Genomic DNA, 18,420 nt, shown 5'->3' with positions numbered 1-18,420 from the left:
CTCTTTCGACAAAAACGTCGACAGATCTTTGACTTTTCTTAATAACCAAACCCCGTGCGCTTGAAACTAAATGTACCAATAAAACAAAAATCTTAAGGGGCTTAGGCCGCCTTAAGATTCAAGCTTGCTTGTTTTAACAATACCCCCGCATCCTGCAGCATCCATTCGATAAAGCACCCATATCCAGAGGTGGGGTCATTCACGAATACGTGCGTGACAGCGCCGATGAGCTTCCCATCTTGAATGATCGGGCTTCCCGACATGCCTTGCACGATACCGCCGGTTTGCTCTAATAATCGACGATCCGTGATCTTGATAACCATCCCTTTGGTTGCAGGCGATTGCTGTCTCGTCACGTGGACGATTTCGACGTTGAATCGCTCCACCTTCTGACCGTTCACGACAGTTAACAGCTGCGCTGGTCCTTCCTTCACTTCCTCCGCAAACGCAACCGGCATCGATTGCTGATCGTAGCTGTGCGCCGGAAGCTCCTGCATTTTACCGAATATGCCGAATGGCGTGTTCCGCTCAATGCTCCCCAATACTTTGCTTTCTTTAATGAAATGGGCGCGTTTCTCTCCGGGTTCGCCATTCTGGCTCTTATTGATCGAGGTCACATTGGACTGCAAGATCTGACCTTCGCCTACCTCGATCGGCGTTTGAGTATCCATGTCCGTTATAACATGTCCCAGAGCGCCGTATACCCCTTGATCTGGCGCATAGAACGTTAACGTTCCGACGCCGGCTGCGGAGTCGCGAATGTACAATCCTAGCCGCCAAGCGCGATCCTCAGCATCGAATACCGGAGAAAGCTTCGTTTCAAACATGCGCGTACCGCGCTTTACCGTCAAATTAAGCGGTCGATTAGCAGTGCCCGCTTCCTCGGCCAGCTTGGCTACTTTATAAACCTCATTGACATAATGGCCATTGATTCGGACGATCAAATCGCCTAATTGCAATTTTGCCGTTTCTCCGGGTGATACTTTCGTTCCCTTGCCATTGACGACCTGATGATGACCGACAACCATAATTCCGGCTGATTTCACTTTGACTCCGATGGTTTGTCCACCTGGAATCACGCGTAAGTCAGGCACGACGTTCACTTTCACCGTCTTGAAGGGGATTTTGCCGAATAATTTCAATTTCAAGGTCGTCTCGCCGCTATGCATTGATTGAATCGTCAGCGGTTTGTTCAGATTAATGGATGTGGACCGATCGCTTGAGCCATTGATCTGCAGCAGCTGCGAATCCGACGTCACTTGCGCATGAACGGGCATACCGTAATCCAACTGCTTCAACTGGCCTGAAAATAATCGAACTTCATTCGGAAATGCGGCGAAATGCTGTATCGGAGTGGAGAGACCAAGCATGCAGACGATGATGACGAGGAGTAAACCCAGCCACCGCTTCCGCTGATAGGCATTCAATGACTTCACGCTCCCTGCTGCTGAATCGCTTGACGAGAAAGGTGGTTCGCCATTTGCGTACCTATAAGGTATCCCTGCCCTTATTGTTTTATGTCGCCAAAAACATTCCCTGAATGGGTTCCATTAAGCCCCCTTCTGCTTATAAGCCAAGTCAAGCATTTCTTGCGCATGATGGCGAGTTTTTTCCGTCACTTCCACCCCGCCTAACATACGGGCAAGCTCTTCGATCCGATTTAATGCGTTCAGCTCCGTGACGCGCGTCGACGTACGTTCAGCGATAATGGTTTTCTTGATTTCATAATGATGCTCCGCCATGCATGCCACCTGAGGCAGATGCGTGATCGAGAATACCTGGCATTGACTCGACAAACGGGCCATTTTCTCCGCGATCGCCTGCGCAGCCCGGCCGCTGACGCCGGTGTCGACCTCGTCGAACACGAGTACCGGCACTTTATCAATGGAAGCGAAGATGGTTTTCAAGGCGAGCATAATACGGGACATTTCTCCGCCGGAAGCGATCTTGCTGATCGGTTTAAGCGGCTCCCCCGGATTCGGCGCGATAAGGAATGCAGCCTCGTCGATTCCGTTGGCGTGGAGCTTGTAATTGTCTCCGATCGGCTGCTGCTCCAGCCGTACGCGGAATGTCGTGCGTTCCATCTGAAGCTGGCGCAGCTCGCTCTCGATCGCGGAAGCAAGCCGGTCCGCTGCTTTGCGGCGAAGCGACGATAGCTGCAATCCGAGAGCCGTACAATCCGTCAGCAGCGCGGAGAGCTCCCGTTGGAGACGAGCCAAATGCGCATCGCGGTTTTCGATTTTGTCCGCTTCCGACTCAATGCTGCCCAAGTAGGCTATAATATCGGGGATGGTTTCCCCGTATTTCCGTTTCAGGTTGTTGATAAGATCGATACGATCTTCGATGTCCGTCAGCCGTTCCGGATCCGACTCCACGCCGTCGCGATAATCGCGCAGTTGGAATACGGCGTCTTCCAGTTGGTAAAAGGCCGATTGCAATTGCTCCAGCAGCGGATCGACGACTTGCGGATCGTAATCACGGATGTCGGTCACTTTGATGACGGCTTTGCTGATCGCGTCCAGCCCTTTCGGGCCGTGAAGCAGACTATATGCCTCAGCGGCCGAGTCACGGCGCTTGACAGCCGACATGAGCTTCTGTCTTTCTTCCGCTAATGCTTCGTCTTCGCCCGGCTTTAACCGAGCGGAGGCGATCTCTTCGATCTGGAATCGGTATAAGTCCAGCATCTGCATATTTTGTCTGGACGATTCCTCCAAATTCTTCAATTCGGCACGCACTTTCTCATATTGCTTGTAAACAAGACGGTACGACTCCAGCGTCCCGAGGACGGCATCCCCAGCATAAGAATCGAGCCATTCCAAGTGCTTCTCCGTTCGAAGCAGCGATTGATGTTCATGCTGGCCATGAATATTAACGAGGCATTCTCCTGCTTCGCGAAGCATCGATAAGGTGACGATATGTCCATTCACGCGGCTGACGCTTTTACCCTGCGTGGAAAGCTCGCGGCGAATGACAAGCCCCTCTTCGGGCGAAGCCTGTATCCCGAACGTATTCAAAATGGACCAGATCGGATGAGCAACTGACAGTTCGAACATCGCCTCGATCTCGGCTTTATCGCAGCCGTATCGAACCATGTCCGAAGCGCCTCTGCCGCCGACGACAAGGCTGAGTGCGTCAATCAGTATCGATTTGCCGGCACCCGTCTCACCTGTCAAGACATGAAACCCATCGTGAAATTTCACGGATACTTGCTCAATGACTGCCAAATTCCGAATAGACAGCTCGCGAAGCATAGAATTTCTCCTCCTTAGCATGTTAATATGCGTCTTTCAACGTTGATAACCAGCCAATCTTTAATTCATCAGACCAAGCAAACGATCCACGATTTCTCCGCTTTGGGTCTGCGTCCGGCAAATAATAAGAATCGTGTCGTCTCCGCAAATCGTCCCCATGACCTCGACCCACTCCATATTATCGATCATGGCGCATATGGCGTTCGCAGTGCCCGGCAAGCACTTCATGACCACCAAATTATTGGTGAAATCGATATGCAGGAAATGATCGGACAAGGTGCGCTTCAGCTTAGATATCGAATGGACGCGGGTTTCCTGCGGAATGGAATACTTGTATTTCCCGTCCTCGATCGGCACCTTGATGAGCTGCATTTCTTTGATGTCGCGGGAAACGGTCGCTTGCGTCACTTGAAGCCCGGCCTTTCTCAGCGATTCAACCAAGTCATCCTGCGTCTCGATGATTTGGCTCGTAATCAGTTCGCGAATTTTCATTTGACGAACGCTCTTCATGTTATCCTCCTCGAGTTAGGATCCGAGCCGGAACGTAATCGTCCGAATAACGGATTCCTTATGGTCCACGAACAAAACGCCTTCGCAATTCGGCAATAGGAGCGCATAGACGAGCAGCCGGTCCCTGACCCCGCTGCCTGTCCAATCTATGGGCATCCGCTCGCGCGCAGTCTTCACTATATAATGCTTACCGTCTTTCTCGGCAATTAAGTCGATGAATAATCGGCTCTGTAAAATCGTCCCATCCAGATCAATCGTTAACGGCACCCGATACTTGCCATGCGTTACTTCGTAGCCGGCCTTCTCCAAAAACTGCACGTTCACGTCGTCTTCCTTGACATCCTCTGCATCGCTGAGCAGCAGCTTCGTATTCATGCCCGGCGGTTCATGCAGCCAACGATAGAACCCCCGATACAGCCAATAGACCAACAGTCCGCCGGCAACGATCATAACCAGCCAGTCACCGAAGTTTCCCATAAGCTCCCTCCCGCGCTAGAAAGAATCCCTCTAATCATTTCGCGTCTCGGGTATTATTTCCTCTTCGATGCTTCTTTCGCAAACACCGAACACTTGTTTGCTTTCGTACTTATCTTACCAAATATTTCGCCGAATGCAAAGGGGGAGACAAAAAAAGCCTTTCCGGCCGACGAGATCGTCTGCAGAAAAGACTTCATTTATCCCATACATCGCATTCTAAACGAAACGAAGGCTAAGAAAACGTTTGAGCGGCACCTTCGACGACCGCCGAAATCAACGCATCGTCCGGGGCAGCAATATCCGTGCCCGGTTCCCATTGCCAATAAGCCAGAAATTCAATGTTTCCTTCTCCGCCCGTGATCGGGGAGAATGTCAGCTGCTTCAGTGCATATCCTTGACCGGCCGCGAAGCCGAGCACTTGGTGAAGCACTTCCCTATGCGTCGATGCTTCACGCACGACGCCCGACTTACCGACCTTCTCCCGTCCCGCTTCGAACTGCGGCTTGATTAAGGCGACAATTCCGGAACCCGGCCTCAGCAGCGTTCCGAGCGCCGGCAGGATCAGCTTCAATGATATGAACGATACATCTATCGTCGCAAACGTCGGCTCCGGACCTTTCAAATCCTCCGGAACGGTGTAGCGAAAATTCGTCCGCTCCATCACGTTGACGCGGTCATCCTGACGAAGGGACCAGTCCAGCTGGTTGTATCCCACGTCTAATGCATATACGTACACGGCACCATGCTGAAGCGCGCAATCCGTGAAGCCTCCGGTCGATGCGCCGATATCCAGCATGACGGCACCCTCAAGTTCCAAGCCGAATGCTTTGATCGCTTTCTCCAGCTTCAGTCCGCCGCGGCTGACGTATGGGTGCAGCGCGCCTTTGACGGTGATTGACGCGGTTCTCGGCACCTTCATCCCGCTTTTCTCGATTCGCTCGCCGTCAACGATGACGAGGCCTGCCATTAACGCCGCTTTTGCTTTGACGCGGCTGTCGTAATATCCTTGCTCCACGAGCAGCACGTCTATTCGTTCTTTTGCAATCGTCATCTGTTCGGAATCTCCTGTTTCTTATACCTGACCGGGTACGCGTTTGCGTAGGCGCGGAAGCAGCGTAATCAATTCGCCTGCGACGCGATCAGGCGTCAATCCGACTTCAAGGCGCTGTTCTTTCACCGAGCCATGCTCGACGAATAGATCGGGAACCCCGACGATACGGACGCGCATGTCGTCTTTGTGCTGCAGCGAATAGAACTCCATGATGGCACTGCCCAGACCGCCCTGCTCCGAGCCTTCTTCCAGCACCAGCATCGGCAGGCCTTCGTCCGCGATCTTCAGAAGCATCGCTTCGTCCAACGGTTTAATGAACCGCGCATTGATGACGCGGACATTCAAGCCTTCGCGTTTCAACAGCTCAGCCGCTTCCTCGGCTACCGGAATCATCGGACCGATCGCCGCGATGACCGCCGAATCGCCGTCACGCAGCGTTTCCCACGTGCCGAACGGAATCGGTTTCATCTCTTTCTCGATCGTCACGCCAAGACCGCTTATCCGCGGATAACGAATCGCGATCGGACCGTCGTCGTAATCCACGGCCGTCTTCATCATGCGGCGGAGCTCGTTCTCATCCTTCGGCATCATGATGGCCATATTCGGAATATGGCGCAGGAACGGTATGTCATAGACGCCTTGATGCGTCTCGCCGTCCGCGCCGACGAATCCGGCACGGTCGATCGCGAATACCACGTTAGCGTTCTGCCGGCAGATGTCATGCACGACTTGATCGTAGGCGCGCTGCAGGAACGTGGAGTATACGGCATAGACCGGCTTCAAGCCTTCCATGGCAAGCGCGGCGCACATCGTAGCCGCATGCTGCTCCGCGATGCCGACGTCGATCATGCGGTCGGGATAACGTTCGGCGAACTTCAGCAATCCGGATCCGCCGGGCATGGCAGGCGTGACGGCGACGATCCGTTTGTCCTGCTCCGCTAATTCCATCAGCGCCTCGCTGAATACTTCCGTATACATCGGAGGTCCGACGGCTTTCAGCATCTGGCCCGATTCGATCTTGTACGGCGAAGCGCCGTGCCATTTGAACGAATCCGCTTCGGCCGGCGAATAGCCTTTGCCTTTGACGGTCAGCACGTGCACGAGTACCGGACCCGGCACGCGGCTTGCCTGATCGAGCAGCTCGGTCAGCTGCGTCAGGTCGTGTCCGTCGACCGGCCCCAGATAGGTGAAGCCGAACTGTTCGAACAAAATGCCGCTCATCAGCAGGTATTTGATGCTGTCCTTGAGCCGTTCCGCGGTTTTGGCCAGCTTGCCGCCGATCGCGGGGATTTTGTTCAAGAACTGATTCAACTCTTCTTTGGCCTTCTGATAGTGGCGATCCGTACGGATTTTGCCAAGATAGTGATGCAAGGCTCCGACGTTCGGCGCGATCGACATTTCATTGTCGTTCAGGATGACCATCAGATTCTTCTTCTCATGGCCGATGTGATTAAGCGCTTCTAGCGCCATCCCGCCCGTCAGCGCGCCGTCCCCGATCACCGCGACGACTTTATTCTTGTCGCCTTTCAGATCGCGGGCAAGCGCCATGCCCATCGCAGCGGAGAGCGAAGTGCTGCTGTGCCCGGCTTCCCAGACGTCATGCGGGCTTTCGGCGCGCTTCACGAAACCGCACAGCCCTTTATATTGACGCAATGTATCGAACTGGTCCCTGCGGCCAGTCAACATTTTATGGACGTATGATTGATGGCCCACATCGAAAATAAACTTATCCTGCGGGCTGTCGAATAAATAATGCAGCGCTAAGGTAAGCTCGACAACTCCCAAATTGGGAGCAAGATGTCCGCCCGTCGACGACAGTTTCTCGATCAGAAACGTGCGAATCTCGGCCGCCAGCTGCTCCAGCTGCGCGATCGACAAGGACTTCAAATCTTTGGGCTCGTTAATATGTTCAAGCAACACGATCGTTCCTCGCTTTCCCGGCTTACAGTTCCCGTTGTCCAACTTTCGTCAAACTTGGCTAGATTATATCATAGTTCGCGGCAGAAGCCCACGATCGGGGTAGCTAATGGTCTCTGCGCATCAAATAATCGGCTATCGCATGCAGCCTATCCGGCATGGCCAGCTTCGCTTCCTCCAGTGCCTGCTTCGCTTCCTGGGTCAGGCGTTCGACGAGCTTCTCGCTGGCTTCCATGCCGATCAAATACGGATAGGTGACCTTTTGTTCTTCCACGTCGCTTTGAACCGGTTTGCCCAGCTTGGCTTCGTCTCCGATCAAATCCAAAATATCGTCTTGGATTTGGAAGGCCAGCCCGAGCTTGCGCGCGAAAGTCTGCATCGATTCCAGCTGAGTGGGCGAAGCCCCGCCGATACGCGCGCCGGCCAGCACAGAGAAGACGACGAGGTCGCTTGTCTTATGCAGATGAATGTATTCCAGCTCTTCGAGCGAAGTTACGCCCTGCTCGCCAAGCATGTCCGCCGCCTGTCCGCCGACCATCCCGGGCGCGCCGGCGAGTCTGGACAAATCCGACACGATCGCAAGCGCCGTCTCTGGCGTAGCGCCCAGCGCGGCAGATCGGGTGACGGCGTAAAAGGCATGCGTCAGCAGCCCGTCACCGGCTAAAATCGCCATCGCTTCGCCATAAACTTTATGATTCGTCGGCTTGCCCCGCCGATAATCGTCGTTATCCATCGCAGGCAAATCGTCGTGGATGAGAGAGTACGTATGAATCATTTCGATTGCGCATGCGATCGGCATCGCGATGTTTCGTGCATTCGCATTCCGGCTGACAGCCTCCGCCGCGCTAAGGACGAGAATCGGCCGCAGCCGCTTGCCTCCGGCCTCCAAGGAATACATCATAGACTCCCGAAGCGCCGGCGGGATATCCCATTCCTGCGGAATGGAAGCGCGCAGCGCCTCTTCGATCTCCAAGACGGAGCGGTTTAAATAGTCTGATAGCGAAATCGACGTTTTCACGCTTAATCCCCTTTATCCTCGTTCGCGGGCGCAAACGGTTTTCGTTGCAGGCCGTTCTCGGACTCGATCAACACTTCGATCTTCCGTTCGACCTGCTCGAGCTTGGAGCCGCATAGCTGCGAGAGCTTCATGCCTTCCTGGAACAGCTCGATCGCCGTTTCCAGCGGAACGTCGCCGCTTTCCAGCTTGCCGACGATGTCTTCGAGACGTTCCATAGCCGTTTCGAAGCTGATTTCTTCAGCTGCCTTCTCTTTTTCTTTCTCCTTCGCCGCCATGCTTACGCCTCCCCTTTCAATCCCCATACCTGGCATTCCAGCTGACCATCCGACACTTTCACGTGGATCAAGTCGCCAAGCTGGACGTCCGATACGGACTTAACCAATTTATTTCCGTGCTCGTCATATACTAAACTATACCCTCTCGACATGACTTTAAGCGGGCTCAACGCATCTAGTTGCCGCATCGAAGAAAGCAGCTGCAGGCGTTTTCCCTTCATGCCTGCTGCCATGCTGGCTTCAAGGCGAGCCGAAGTCAGGTGCAGCTGCTTCGACGCTAGCGCGGCTCTAGCGCCGGGATGAGCCCGGCTCAGCGCGCTATGAAGGTTCCGATAGTTTACGCGATTGCGCTCCGCAAGCCTTAATGCGCGATTCCGAAGGCGCTCCCGCATCACGTCAAGCAGCTGCGTTTGTTGAAGGACGTATTTACGCGGATTCAAGAATACGGGAGACCGGCGAAGCCGGGCCAGCCTTTCCTGTCGCCCTTGGAGCGTCATGCGAAGCATCTGCGTAAGCCTGGACTCCATATGAGCCAGCTTCGCTTGCAGCTCTTGCACGCTCGTCACTGCCAATTCGGCTGCCGCCGTGGGCGTAGCGGCCCTTAAGTCCGCTACAAAATCGGCGATCGTAAAATCGGTCTCGTGACCGACCGCCGATATAACCGGAATGCGCGAAGCCGCGATGCTCCGGGCGACGGCTTCCTCGTTAAAAGCCCATAGCTCTTCTAACGAACCGCCGCCCCGGCCAATTATTAATACGTCGACTTCGCCCAAACGGTTCATGTTTTCAATGGCCTTGACAATCGAAGGTGCAGCTCCCGTTCCCTGCACGGATACAGGAAAAAGCAGCACCGGCACGGAAGGGTGTCGGCGCTGCAGCGTGATCAATATATCCCGCACGGCGGCTCCCGTAGCGGACGTAATGACACCGATCGCCTTCGGGAACTTGGGGATCGGGCGCTTGCGCACGGCATCGAACAGCCCTTCGTCCTGCAGCTTGCGCTTCAATTGCTCGTAAGCGAGATAGAGACTGCCGACGCCGTCGGGCTGCATGGACGTGCAATAGAACTGGTAATTCCCGTCCCGCTCGTACACGGAAACATTGCCGCGTGCCAGCACCTTCGCGCCTTCCTTCGGAATAAACGGAAGACGCTGATTATGAGAGGCGAACATGATGCATTTCAGCCGGCTGTCCTTGTCCTTCAGCGTAAAATACATATGCCCGCTGGAGTGGTGCGTGAAATTCGATATTTCGCCGCGCAGCCACACGTCGCTCAAGAGGCCGTCCGATTCCAACTTCATCCCGATGTAGCGGTTGATTTCTTTGATCGAAAATACGCGCGTTCGGTCAGCCATGGCGGATCTCACTCCTTCGCTGCTTGTTGTTGTTTCGCCGCTTTCAGCGTGTTTTGCATGAGCATCGTAATGGTCATCGGGCCTACGCCGCCCGGAACCGGGGTAATGTAGCCGGCCGTATCCAGAACATCCTCGTAATTCACGTCTCCGGCAAGCTTGCCGTTCTCGAGTCGGTTGATGCCCACGTCGATGACGACGGCGCCTGGCTTCACGAATTCGCGTCCGATCGCATTCGCTTTGCCGATCGCAACGACCAAAATATCCGCCGTTTTCGCAAGATCGGCCATGTTCGCCGTACGAGAGTGGCAAATGGTCACGGTCGCATGCTCGCGAAGAAGCAGCATCGACACGGGTTTGCCGACAATGTTGCTGCGGCCGATAACGACGGCATGCTTGCCTGCGATTTCAATCCCCGTCCGTTTAATCAACTCGATAACGCCCGCTGGCGTACAAGGAAGAAGGCTATCGTCGCCGATGACGAGATTGCCGACGCTGACGGGATGGAAGCCATCCACGTCTTTCGCGGCGCTGATGGCATCGATAACCGATTTTTCGTCGATATGTTTGGGCAGCGGCAGCTGCACGAGTATGCCGTGGATCGTATCTTGCCGGTTGAGGCGGTCGATAAGGGCGAGAAGCTCTTCTTGCGATGTCTCTGCGGCCAGCTTATGCACTTCGGAATAGAAGCCTAGTTGCTGACAAGCCTTTTCTTTGCTTCCCACGTATACTTTCGATGCCGGGTCTTCTCCGACGAGGACGACGGCAAGGCCTGGTACGATGCCCTGCGCGGCTAGTTTCGCCGTTTCTTCGCCGATTTCGATTCGAATGGCATCCGAGATTGCTTTTCCTTCGATACGTTGTGCTGTCACTTCAATCGCTCCTCATATAAGTCCCCGCAGGGCTTGATTATCGGGAAGCCCCTTACGCCATGAGGCCGCAAGGGGCTAGTCTGAATCGCCGAAGACGCCAGGTTGTGGACCGACGCCTATGCTTTCGGTTTAAGCTCGTCGAGCGCATGCAGCAGGCGTCCCAGAACGCCGTTGACGAATCTGCCGGACTCGTCCGTTCCGAAATGCTTGGCCAGCTCGATAGCTTCGTTAATGATCGCTTTTGGCGGGGCATCATCGCGGAATACGAGCTCGTAGCACGCAAGCCTTAGAATTTGACGGTCCACGCGCGAAAGCCGGTCCACCTGCCAGCCCGTCAAATAATGCTGCAGCATATCGTCGATCGCCGCTTTATGCTCGATGACGCCTTGAAGCAGGCTGCGAATATAATCATCGACTTTGCCGACGTCTGCGGCATCCGCCTCGATTTCATTCTCGGCATGCACCTCGTCGACCAGCATGTCCACCGCGGAGGCGGTCGTCGCCTCTTCGTTCATTTCCATTTGGTACAAGCTTTGTACCACGATTTCGCGTGCTAACCTTCGTTTCATATGTGATCTGTCCGCTCCTTAAAAAAATGCTTCATCAAAATATGATCTCCTCCCTGCCCCGAACGAATGCCGCTGCGTCCGGGGTACGGAGGAGACCATAGTGCTATTTGAACGGGCGCCACCGCTCCGTCAGCCATTCCAGCATGCGCTGCCAAGGGAAGATAGGGCCGCTATGCTCGTCCTTCATCTTGCCGATTGCATAACCGACCCACAGCAGCAGGCCGAAAAACAGCATATCCCAAAATCCAACAATAAAATAAAGAAGTCCAAGAACGACGCCAACGGTAACGCCGGCGATCCGTCCCCCATAGGTTGTCCAGATTTCCCTCCACAACATCGGCATCACCCCTATTCTACACGGCTTTTAAAGTTCGCGGTTTGGATGATGTTCGCGACGTAAACGGACACATTCGCTACAGGAATGCCGGTGATTTCCTCGACATGCGTCTTAACCGACCGTTGGATGTCCTCCGTCAATGTCGGAATGGAGGTCTCGCCGTCCGCGACGGCACGCAGCGAAACTTCGATCCCCGTCTCGCCGATGCGAATCCGCGCTTTCAAATCCTTGACGCCGCGCTGACGCGCAGCGGCCTTGAGCGCCAAGTTCTCGACCGTCTCCAGCGAAATGCGGATATCGCCAAACTCCGTCCGCTGATCGATAGAAGGAGCGGAAGCATTGCTGCGCCGAAGCGATACGTAGAAGAAGCGAAGACTGATGAGGAACACGACCACTGCCGTCGTGACGACCGTCAGCTGCAGCCAGCGCATGTCACCGCTGTACAAATTATGTACGAGATTGCTCAGCCATTCTTCCGGAAACCAATAGACCCCCGCGCTGAACGCGATGGCGGCCGCGGCTCCGATTGCCAGGCTGTAAATGAATAACAGCAGCTTGTCCAACACTCTTATCAACGACCATACCTCCTTGAAGCGGATGAGAAGACTAGATAAAACCCCCTAGCGCCGAGCGGCAAGCCCAACCACTAGGGGGTATGAGTCATTCGTTTCTACGTGAAGGTTTATTTGACGCGAAGCAAGACATCCTCCGCTTCCGGTTTCTCCGTCGACTTGAAATGAACGTCGTGGATATGAACGTTCACTTCGATGACTTGGAGTCCGGTCATCGTTTCGATCGATCGCTTGACATTGCGTTGGATTTCGGAGGCAATCTCCGGAATTCGGTTGCCGTATTCCACGATAATGGAAACGTCTACGGCCGCCTCGCGCTGCCCGACTTCGACTTTAACGCCCTTCGACAAGTTTTTGCGACCCAGAAGCTCGGCAATGCCGCCGGCGAATCCGCCGCTCATGCCCGCTACGCCCTGAATCTCAATCGTCGCAAGACCAGCAATGATTTCAATGACTTCGGGTGCGATTTGAATAGTGCCCATGTCTGTTCTCTCATAGTCCGCTGCCAGCGTACTCATGGTTATCCTACACCTCCCGTAAAGTTGCGTGCCTTCAGCCGCAAACCGATAGCTTATCCGCTTCTTATTCCTATACTATAGCATTCCGCCGGAAATATGACAAACCGCGCAGAACTTGTTTCAGTCGCTATTCCTGCACGAATTCATCCGGATTATTGATGTCGTGCTCCTCGAGGAACTTGATATCGAAATTGCCCTTGATGAACGTCGGATGGTTCAGCAGCTTGAGGTGGAAAGGAATCGTCGTGCGGATTCCTTCGATCGCAAACTCCGAAAGCGCCCGCTTCATCCGTGCGATGGCGTCTTCCCGCGTGGCTCCCCACACGATCAGCTTCGCGATCATGGAATCATAGTGCGGCGAGATAACGTAGCCCGGGTAAGCGGCGCTGTCCACGCGAACGCCCAAGCCTCCTGGCGGCAGGTAAAACTGGATCTGCCCCGGCGAAGGCAGGAAGCCGCGTTCGGAATCCTCCGCGTTGATCCGGCATTCGATGGACCAGCCGTTGATCTTCAAATCTTCCTGCGCGATGGACAACGGATTGCCTTCGGCGACGGAGATCATCTCTTTGATCAAGTCGACGCCCGTAATGAGCTCGGTGACCGGATGCTCGACCTGGATCCGGGTGTTCATTTCCATGAAGTAGAACTTGCCGTCCGGACCAAGCAGGAACTCCAGCGTGCCGGCCCCCGCATAATTCACGGCCTGCGCCGCGCGTACCGCAGCCTGTCCCATCCGTTCGCGGAGCGCCGGACTGAGAACCGGGCAAGGCGCTTCTTCGAGCAGCTTCTGGCGGCGGCGTTGAATCGAGCAGTCCCGCTCGAACAGATGCACCGCATTGCCATGCTTGTCGGCCATGATTTGAATCTCGACGTGCTTCATGCCCGTCAAATACTTCTCGAGGTAGACGCCGGCGTTGCCGAACGCTTTCTGCGCTTCCTGCTGCGCCGTCGTAATCTGCGAGATGAGCGACTCCTCGTTCTCGGCGATCCGGATTCCTTTGCCGCCGCCTCCGGCAGTCGCTTTAATGATAACCGGATAACCGATTTCGCGCGCGACGCGGATCGCATCGTCCATGTCCTCGACCAATCCGTCCGAGCCTGGAATGATCGGCACGTCCGCTTGCTTCATCGTCGATTTCGCGACGGATTTATCGCCCATCTTGCTGATGGCCTGCGGGGAAGGACCGATGAAGGTCACGCCGCACGATTCGCAGATTTCCGCGAAATCCGCGTTTTCCGCCAGGAATCCATACCCGGGGTGAATGGCATCGCAGTTCGTCAGCGTCGCGACGCTCATGATATTCGTTAAGTTCAAGTAGCTGTCCTTGGAAGCGACAGGTCCGATGCAGTAAGCCTCGTCCGCAAGTCGAACGTGCAGCGATTCGCGGTCGGCCTCGGAGTAGACGGCGACGGTCTCGATGCCCAGCTCGCGGCAGGCGCGAATGATGCGAACGGCGATTTCGCCGCGGTTGGCGATCAAAATTTTATTGAATTTCACGGTAAAACTCCTCTCGTGTCCGTTGGTTCCGGTTCCGTCTTCGCCTAACGCCTAGAAGCGGATTATTCCGGTTTCACAAGGAACAACGGCTGTCCGTATTCGACCAGTTGTCCGTTCTCGACGAGAATTTCGACGATTTCGCCGCGCACTTCGGCTTCCAGCTCGTTCATCAGCTTCATCGCTTCGAGTATGCAGACGATGGACTTGTCGTTGATGCGGTCGCCCACGTTGACGAATGCGGGCTTGTCCGGAGAGGACGCGCGGTAGAACGTGCCGACCATCGGCGAGACGATCGGGTGGTAGTTGTTTTGGGGAGCTGCCTGCGGAGCGGGCGCAGCCGGTGCCGTCTGAACTTCCGCTTGAGGTTGGGAAGCCTGCGTATATGTAGGAACGATTGGCGCGGCTTGCTGAATGTTCACCACTTCGGTTTTGCCGGGCTTACGGATCATGAGGCGTGCGCCGTCGTTTTCAATTTCAAGTTCATGGACGGAAGTTCCGTCAACCAGCTTGATCAATTCTTTAATCTCGCTCAGCTTAAACATCGTTTCACTCCTAAAAGTTTTTGCATCCTCTTTGCGGGACGCTCGCGATCGCTTGATTGTAAGCGCTGTGTTTGCAACCATACAAAAGCGGTACAGATTTCCAAACCTGCACATAGCAGAACTCATTATACCATAAATGCGCCGGAACACGAACCCCCATTTTATGCGTCCCGGTTGGAAAAAGCCCCGGAGCCGTGAATCGGCTGCGGGGCTGGTTCGATTACTTCACGTACTGAATCGTCAGTTGGTCGGGCGTCAGGCCCAATTCGGCAATCGCCGCGGTCAGGATGCTGTCGGCTTGGCTGCGTTCCAGCTTGTCGCTTTGCACGACGATTTTGTATCTGCCGGACTCGTCCGGCACGACGGCCGCATTGCCGTATTGCTTGGACAGTTCCTCTTCGAAGCCCGTGATCTTCGCGTTCTTGTCTTCCAGCAAATTCACTTGGTCCATGGAGCTTGCGGCGTCCTTCGGAGCCAATTTCGTATCGGACACTTTGCCCATAAGCTCGTTATATTCCTCGAAATAGTTCTGGTCGCGCTCTTCCTGAAGCTGGCTGAACACGCTGGAAGCGACCCCGCCGGCCTTCGCGATTTCATCCAGCAGTTCTTCGTCCGTCTTGCCTGCATTCGCGCTGTCGCCCGATACGTCCGCCGTATTATCGGCTGTATCGCCCGCGTCCTTCGAAGTTCCTCCGTTGTCGGCCGCCGCGCTGTCGTTCGCCGCATTGTCGCCTTCGTCTCCCGTTACTTCGTCCGCAATGATGGCATTGCCGCCGTCTGCCGCTCCCGAAGCTTCCGTCGCGTCGCTGTTCGCGCTCTGCTGCTGCGTGCCGTCCGTCGTCACGATATCGCTCGATGGCGTGGTGACGTCTTCCGTGAACAAGTAATACGCCGACAAAATCACCATCAAGCTGAGCATCGACACGAGCCAAATCGTTTGCCTTTTGTTGTTCATCGTTTTGTTGCCTCCCTTTTCATTGTCCCAATGGGTTTATTGTTGCTTGCGGGGAATAACCGAGATTCGGTTGACCGCAACGTTAAGACCTTTCTCGACGGCATCGATGATGAGCCTTCGCACCGTGCCGTTCTCCGCGCCCTGCGCGACGATAAGCACGCCTCTGATCTTCGGTTGTATCCGCTTGACGATGATCGGTGAACGTTCTCCATCTGTATCGTAAAGGACGACTTGGCCCTCTTTCGTAATGGAAGTAATGCTCCTCTTGCCGCCGTTCTTATCCGTCTCGTTCGTAATCTGCTGCGATTCCTTCTCGTCGATCGCCGTGACGACTTCTTCCGTCGAATCGACCATGACCATCACGTCGAGCGGACCGACCCCGACGATGGTTTGCAAAATCTCCTTCAGCCTGCTTTCGAGCGGCCGTTCGATGTCGTCGAACGAACTGCCCGATTTGGTTCCAGCCAACGCGGTCTGATCGTCCGGGGGAGCGCCCGTCTGCTGGGTCTGATCCTGCGGCGGAGGAACTCTCTGAAACGATAGAAACGAATTCATGAGCATCAGCGCCGCGCCGATTCCGCCGATCACGAGCAGCCAGCGCAGCGTGCGCACACGCTTCGGTCCTCCGTTTCCTTTGCCGAGCGTCGTCTCCAGCCCCTCCAGCCATTTGGCCAACGTCGTTCTCCCCTTTCTTACCTTGCGGATGCCCCGTCCGGCACAAGCTCCAGCACTTCCACGAGCGCCGGGTTGACGGACCAGCCTTCCCGCAGCACGGATTTGACCGCTTCCGCGATCGTGCCGGATACGGGCTTAACCTGCGACTCCCCGCTGTTCGGGGATGCTTCTGAAGGCAGCGGATCAATGTTCACTTGCACCGTCTGCACTTCATCTACAGCCGCGTTATCCCCGCCGCCGCTTGCCGCAGCGCTTCCCTCTTCTTGCGGTTCGGACTCCGGCGGTTCGGCTCGCGCCAGCGTAACGCTTACGCTGGCGATCTGGGCGGGCTGCCCTTTCCCCGCCGCCTTCATCCTCACCTCGACCGCTGCCGCCCGAAGACCGGTTGCCTGCTCGATGCCCGCCGTCATCGCGTCTTCGATTTGTTTCTCGGCCAGCGCCGAAGCCGATGCGGCCTCCCGCTGCTTCAGCACGGCGGCATTCTCCTGAATATCCTGCAGCGTCGGCATATGCAGCTCCTTGGCCGGATCCGCGTTGAACCAATGCTCGACTTCGCTATCAAGCTTGGCGCTGAAATCACCCTGGAGCACCCGAATGATCGGCGTCAGGATGGTCAGCAGAACGATGAGTCCGGCTACCAGCCTGACATAGCGCTGCATCGACTTGTTCGGCAGCAGCAGGTCGATGAACCCGGCCAGCAGCACGACCGCTATGATCTGCTGAAGCCATACGGCCAGCCAGTTCAGCATGTCATCGCCTCCGCTACTTCATCATGACGGCCGCATTGCCCGCCGTCAGGATGATGGTGATGGCCAGGAAAAACATGAGGCCGACCGCCGCGAGCGCGGCGAAAACGTAGATGAGCGTCTTCCCGATCGTCTGCAGGCAGCCGACGATGGGACTGTCGCCGAGCGGCTGCATGACCGCCGCGGACACGTTGTAAATCAAAGCGAGCGTGATGATTTTGACCGCCGGGAACGCACACAGGAACAGAATGATCACGACGCCGGCGATGCCGATCGCGTTCTTCACGAGCAGCGAGGCCGACATGACCGTATCCGCCGCATCGGAGAACGTTCGCCCGATGACGGGGACGAAATTGCCGGTGACGAATTTGGCGGTCCGCATCGTCACGCCGTCCGTCACGGAACCTGTAGCGCCCTGAACGGAGATGACCCCCAGGAAGACCGTCAGCATGACGCCCATCAGTCCGACAGCGACGTTGCGGAGCACGTTGGCCAGCTGGGTCACCTTGAACCTGTCCGACAGCGAGCTGGCGATATGCAGGACAGCGGAGAAGAACAGCATCGGAAACACGATCGTATAGATGACCGTTCCCACCGCGTGAATCATGAACACGATCAAGGGATGCATGACCGATACCGTCACGACGCTCCCCATTGTCGCCAGCAGCGTCAGCAGCAGCGGCACCATCGCCATCATGAACTGAATCATCCCGGTAATGGCATCCTTCGCGTAGCCGATCGCGACATTGAAGCTGTTCACTGCAAGCACGATCATTACCATGTAGGTGATGCTGTACGCGACCTTGCTGACGGCATTGCGTTCGAATGCCGTCTGCATCGTCTGCAGCATCATGCTGAATACGGTCAGGATAACGATCGTCACGAGCAGCTTGCCGTTGTACATCACTTCGTGAAGCGCGTACTTCAGGAGCCCCGTCAGGACGGTCGTCAGCTTGAGCCCTTCGCCGCCCGGCATGATCATTTGGATAAAGCTCGGCACGTTATGGTCGGGGAAAAAGCCGCCGTAATCGTTCATCAGCTGGTTCCAATACTTCTCCACCGCATCCGTGTCGATCCCTTGCAGCTGCTCGTCCGATACTTGCTTGTTCACGGCGTCCGCCTGCTGACCGCCCCGATCCGAAGCGGCATCATTCCCCTGCCGTTGTCCGGAGGCCGGCATGTCGGCAGAAGCAGGATCCGCCGCCGCTGCTGCCGGCAGGAATAACAGAAAGCCCCAGAACAACGCGGCCGATAAAACCAAGCAACGGACGAAACGCTGCCGCAT

20 protein-coding genes are annotated in these 18,420 nt (G+C 55.6%); all 20 read right to left on the bottom strand.

The features are described 5' to 3' along the window. Positions 1-101 precede the first annotated feature (101 nt). The 20 genes from spoIVB to spoIIIAE all read right to left on the bottom strand — a co-directional run bounded on the left by spoIVB (position 102) and on the right by spoIIIAE (position 18,420). Positions 102-1,427, bottom strand: a complete 1,326-nt coding sequence (spoIVB, locus tag GT003_RS08115; RefSeq protein ID WP_170312181.1) for a SpoIVB peptidase — start codon at positions 1,425-1,427, stop codon at positions 102-104. A 123-nt stretch (positions 1,428-1,550) separates the two neighbouring features. Then, positions 1,551-3,251, bottom strand: a complete 1,701-nt coding sequence (recN, locus tag GT003_RS08110; RefSeq protein WP_161696322.1) for a DNA repair protein RecN — start codon at positions 3,249-3,251, stop codon at positions 1,551-1,553. 60 nt (positions 3,252-3,311) lie between these two features. Beyond that, on the bottom strand, positions 3,312-3,761 hold the full coding sequence (gene ahrC, locus GT003_RS08105; protein WP_161696320.1) for a transcriptional regulator AhrC/ArgR: 450 nt from the start codon (positions 3,759-3,761) through the stop codon (positions 3,312-3,314). A gap of 15 nt (positions 3,762-3,776) precedes the next feature. Beyond that, positions 3,777-4,238 carry a hypothetical protein gene (locus tag GT003_RS08100; RefSeq protein WP_161696318.1) on the bottom strand — a complete coding sequence of 154 codons (462 nt, stop codon included), beginning with the start codon at positions 4,236-4,238 and terminating at the stop codon, positions 3,777-3,779. 232 nt (positions 4,239-4,470) lie between these two features. Next, positions 4,471-5,289, bottom strand: a complete 819-nt coding sequence (locus GT003_RS08095; protein WP_161696316.1) for a TlyA family RNA methyltransferase — start codon at positions 5,287-5,289, stop codon at positions 4,471-4,473. Between the two features lie 21 nt (positions 5,290-5,310). After that, positions 5,311-7,209 (bottom strand): 1-deoxy-D-xylulose-5-phosphate synthase, encoded by a 1,899-nt coding sequence (dxs, locus tag GT003_RS08090; RefSeq protein WP_161696314.1) that lies wholly within the window; start codon positions 7,207-7,209, stop codon positions 5,311-5,313. Between the two features lie 103 nt (positions 7,210-7,312). Then, a complete protein-coding gene (locus GT003_RS08085) occupies positions 7,313-8,224 on the bottom strand; it encodes a polyprenyl synthetase family protein (protein ID WP_420831418.1) in 912 nt (303 codons plus the stop codon). Between the two features lie 2 nt (positions 8,225-8,226). Further along, positions 8,227-8,499 (bottom strand): exodeoxyribonuclease VII small subunit, encoded by a 273-nt coding sequence (gene xseB / locus GT003_RS08080; RefSeq protein ID WP_161696312.1) that lies wholly within the window; start codon positions 8,497-8,499, stop codon positions 8,227-8,229. Between the two features lie 2 nt (positions 8,500-8,501). After that, positions 8,502-9,854, bottom strand: coding sequence for an exodeoxyribonuclease VII large subunit (xseA, locus tag GT003_RS08075; RefSeq protein WP_161696310.1), 1,353 nt, complete (start codon positions 9,852-9,854; stop codon positions 8,502-8,504). Positions 9,855-9,862: 8 nt separating this feature from the next. Beyond that, a complete protein-coding gene (gene folD, locus GT003_RS08070; RefSeq protein WP_161696308.1) occupies positions 9,863-10,723 on the bottom strand; it encodes a bifunctional methylenetetrahydrofolate dehydrogenase/methenyltetrahydrofolate cyclohydrolase FolD in 861 nt (286 codons plus the stop codon). A 116-nt stretch (positions 10,724-10,839) separates the two neighbouring features. Continuing rightward, positions 10,840-11,292: a transcription antitermination factor NusB gene (gene nusB, locus GT003_RS08065; protein ID WP_161696306.1), complete on the bottom strand. Its 453-nt coding sequence runs from the start codon at positions 11,290-11,292 to the stop codon at positions 10,840-10,842. Positions 11,293-11,395: 103 nt separating this feature from the next. Beyond that, positions 11,396-11,629 (bottom strand): DUF2273 domain-containing protein, encoded by a 234-nt coding sequence (locus GT003_RS08060; protein ID WP_161696304.1) that lies wholly within the window; start codon positions 11,627-11,629, stop codon positions 11,396-11,398. A gap of 11 nt (positions 11,630-11,640) precedes the next feature. Further along, entirely contained in the window at positions 11,641-12,204 is a 564-nt protein-coding gene (amaP, locus tag GT003_RS08055; RefSeq protein ID WP_161696302.1) for an alkaline shock response membrane anchor protein AmaP, read from the bottom strand. Between the two features lie 107 nt (positions 12,205-12,311). Further along, positions 12,312-12,719, bottom strand: a complete 408-nt coding sequence (locus GT003_RS08050) for an Asp23/Gls24 family envelope stress response protein (protein WP_161696300.1) — start codon at positions 12,717-12,719, stop codon at positions 12,312-12,314. 127 nt (positions 12,720-12,846) lie between these two features. Then, on the bottom strand, positions 12,847-14,217 hold the full coding sequence (accC, locus tag GT003_RS08045; RefSeq protein WP_161696298.1) for an acetyl-CoA carboxylase biotin carboxylase subunit: 1,371 nt from the start codon (positions 14,215-14,217) through the stop codon (positions 12,847-12,849). Positions 14,218-14,279: 62 nt separating this feature from the next. Further along, the gene (gene accB, locus GT003_RS08040; protein ID WP_161696296.1) at positions 14,280-14,759 is read right to left on the bottom strand and encodes an acetyl-CoA carboxylase biotin carboxyl carrier protein; all 480 of its coding nucleotides are present in this window, start codon (positions 14,757-14,759) and stop codon (positions 14,280-14,282) included. A gap of 220 nt (positions 14,760-14,979) precedes the next feature. Next, positions 14,980-15,714: a SpoIIIAH-like family protein gene (locus GT003_RS08035; protein WP_161696294.1), complete on the bottom strand. Its 735-nt coding sequence runs from the start codon at positions 15,712-15,714 to the stop codon at positions 14,980-14,982. 36 nt (positions 15,715-15,750) lie between these two features. Then, a complete protein-coding gene (gene spoIIIAG / locus GT003_RS08030) occupies positions 15,751-16,389 on the bottom strand; it encodes a stage III sporulation protein AG (protein ID WP_161696292.1) in 639 nt (212 codons plus the stop codon). 17 nt (positions 16,390-16,406) lie between these two features. Next, a complete protein-coding gene (spoIIIAF, locus tag GT003_RS08025) occupies positions 16,407-17,138 on the bottom strand; it encodes a stage III sporulation protein AF (RefSeq protein ID WP_161696290.1) in 732 nt (243 codons plus the stop codon). Between the two features lie 13 nt (positions 17,139-17,151). After that, positions 17,152-18,420 (bottom strand): stage III sporulation protein AE, encoded by a 1,269-nt coding sequence (gene spoIIIAE / locus GT003_RS08020; protein WP_239565727.1) that lies wholly within the window; start codon positions 18,418-18,420, stop codon positions 17,152-17,154.

The organism is Paenibacillus sacheonensis (assembly GCF_009909195.1).
Taxonomy (GTDB): domain Bacteria; phylum Bacillota; class Bacilli; order Paenibacillales; family Paenibacillaceae; genus Paenibacillus_Z; species Paenibacillus_Z sacheonensis.
This window is presented reverse-complemented; position numbering and strand designations above follow the sequence as displayed.

Coding starts and splice junctions, on each gene's coding strand:
- recN (WP_161696322.1), bottom strand. CDS start 3,251: ATGCTTCGCGAGCTGTCTATTCGGAATTTGGCAGTCATTGAGCAAGTA.
- ahrC (WP_161696320.1), bottom strand. CDS start 3,761: ATGAAGAGCGTTCGTCAAATGAAAATTCGCGAACTGATTACGAGCCAA.
- GT003_RS08100 (WP_161696318.1), bottom strand. CDS start 4,238: ATGGGAAACTTCGGTGACTGGCTGGTTATGATCGTTGCCGGCGGACTG.
- GT003_RS08095 (WP_161696316.1), bottom strand. CDS start 5,289: ATGACGATTGCAAAAGAACGAATAGACGTGCTGCTCGTGGAGCAAGGA.
- xseB (WP_161696312.1), bottom strand. CDS start 8,499: ATGGCGGCGAAGGAGAAAGAAAAAGAGAAGGCAGCTGAAGAAATCAGC.
- xseA (WP_161696310.1), bottom strand. CDS start 9,854: ATGGCTGACCGAACGCGCGTATTTTCGATCAAAGAAATCAACCGCTAC.
- nusB (WP_161696306.1), bottom strand. CDS start 11,292: ATGAAACGAAGGTTAGCACGCGAAATCGTGGTACAAAGCTTGTACCAA.
- GT003_RS08060 (WP_161696304.1), bottom strand. CDS start 11,629: ATGTTGTGGAGGGAAATCTGGACAACCTATGGGGGACGGATCGCCGGC.
- GT003_RS08050 (WP_161696300.1), bottom strand. CDS start 12,719: ATGAGTACGCTGGCAGCGGACTATGAGAGAACAGACATGGGCACTATT.
- accB (WP_161696296.1), bottom strand. CDS start 14,759: ATGTTTAAGCTGAGCGAGATTAAAGAATTGATCAAGCTGGTTGACGGA.
- GT003_RS08035 (WP_161696294.1), bottom strand. CDS start 15,714: ATGAACAACAAAAGGCAAACGATTTGGCTCGTGTCGATGCTCAGCTTG.
- spoIIIAF (WP_161696290.1), bottom strand. CDS start 17,138: ATGCTGAACTGGCTGGCCGTATGGCTTCAGCAGATCATAGCGGTCGTG.
- spoIIIAE (WP_239565727.1), bottom strand. CDS start 18,420: ATGCGGCAGCGTTTCGTCCGTTGCTTGGTTTTATCGGCCGCGTTGTTC.